Annotated in this window: 1 protein-coding gene; it reads right to left on the bottom strand. The window is 73.3% G+C overall.

Features of this window, described 5'->3' with window-relative positions; genetic code table 11:
- Positions 1-1518 (bottom strand): beta-ketoacyl synthase N-terminal-like domain-containing protein (locus ACIQWA_RS40935; protein ID WP_402492284.1); only part of this gene is annotated, 1518 nt, incomplete at both ends.

Here is a 1518-nt window from a genome sequence, read left to right as displayed (position 1 = left end):
GTTGACGGCGCTGCCGCGCAGCACCGCGAGGATCTGGTGGCCGTTGCGCCGGGCGTCGGAGAGCCGTTCGACCAGCAGCAGGCCGACGCCCTCGCCCCAGGAGGTGCCGTCCGCCGACGCGGCGAAGGACTTGCAGCGCGCGTCGGCGGCCAGGCCGCGCTGCCGACTGAACTCGATGAACGTGGCGGGGGTGGCCATGACGGTCACGCCGCCCGCGAGGGCGAGATCGCACTCGCCGTTGCGCAGCGACTGCGCGGCCAGGTGCAGGGCGACCAGCGAGGAGGAGCACGCCGTGTCGACGGTGATGGCGGGGCCCTCCAGGCCGAAGGTGTAGGACAGCCGCCCGGAGGCGACACTGCCCGCGCTGCCCGTGACGAGCTGACCCTCGAAGCCCTGCGGTTGCTGTCGCATCAGCCGTGAGCCGTAGTCGTCGTACATGACGCCGGTGAAGACGCCGGTGCGGCTGCCGCGCAGGGTTTCGGGGTCGAGGCCGCCGTGTTCGAAGGCCTCCCAGCCGGTCTCCAGCAGCAGCCGCTGCTGCGGGTCCATCGCCATTGCCTCACGCGGGCTGATGCCGAAGAACGCGGGGTCGAAGTCGGCGGCGGCGTCCAGGAATCCGCCCTCCCGCACGTACGACTTGCCGGGGGCGTCGGGGTCCGGGTCGAAGAGGCCGTCGACGTCCCAGCCGCGGTCGGTGGGGAACCCGGCGACGGCGTCGACGCCGTCGGTCACCAGTCGCCACAGGTCCTCGGGGGAGCGGACCTCGCCGGGGTAGCGGCAGGCCATTCCGACGATCGCGATCGGCTCGTCGGCCGCCACGGCGCTGGTCGGGGCCGTCGGAACGGTGGGGTGCTCGGTCCCGGCGGGAGCGGCGAGCAGGAGGTCCGCGAGGTGTCGGACGATCGCCGAGGTGGTCGGGTGGTCGAAGACGAGGGTCGAGGGCAGGCGTCGGCCGACGGCGGTGCTCAGCCGGTTGCGCAGCTCGACGGCGGTCAGCGAGTCGAAGCCCAGCTCGCTGAACGGGCGTTCGGGGTCCAGCTCGGCGGCACCGGTGTGCCCCAGGACGGCGGCGACGTGCCGGGTTACCAACTCGCCCAGCAGTTCGGCCTGTTGCGGTGCGGTGAGGCCGGTGAGCCGCTGTTCCAGGGTGTCGCCACCCGGTTGCGTGGCGGCGGCGACCCGGCGGGGCCTGGCCCGGACGAGCTTGTCGAGCATGGGCGGCAGGGTGCCCTCGGCGGACTGCCGCTGGAGTGCCGACGCATCCAACTCGGCGGTCACCAGCACCGGTTCGGCCGAGGCGAGCGCGGTGTCGAACTGGGCGAGGGCCCGCTCGGCGGACATGCCGCGGAAGCCCTGGCGGGCCAGCCGGTCCCGGTCCGCCTCGGTGAGGGTGTTGGTCATGGTGCTGGTGTCGGTCCAGAGTCCCCAGGCGAGGCTGGTGGCGGGGAGTCCTTGGGTGTGGCGGTGGTGGGCGAGGGTGTCGAGGTAGGTGTTGGCGGCGGCGTAGTTGGCTTGGCC

Source organism: Kitasatospora sp. NPDC098652, assembly GCF_044760155.1.
Classification (GTDB): domain Bacteria; phylum Actinomycetota; class Actinomycetes; order Streptomycetales; family Streptomycetaceae; genus Kitasatospora.
Note: the sequence above shows the minus strand (reverse complement) of the source record. Positions and strands in the feature narration are given on the sequence as shown.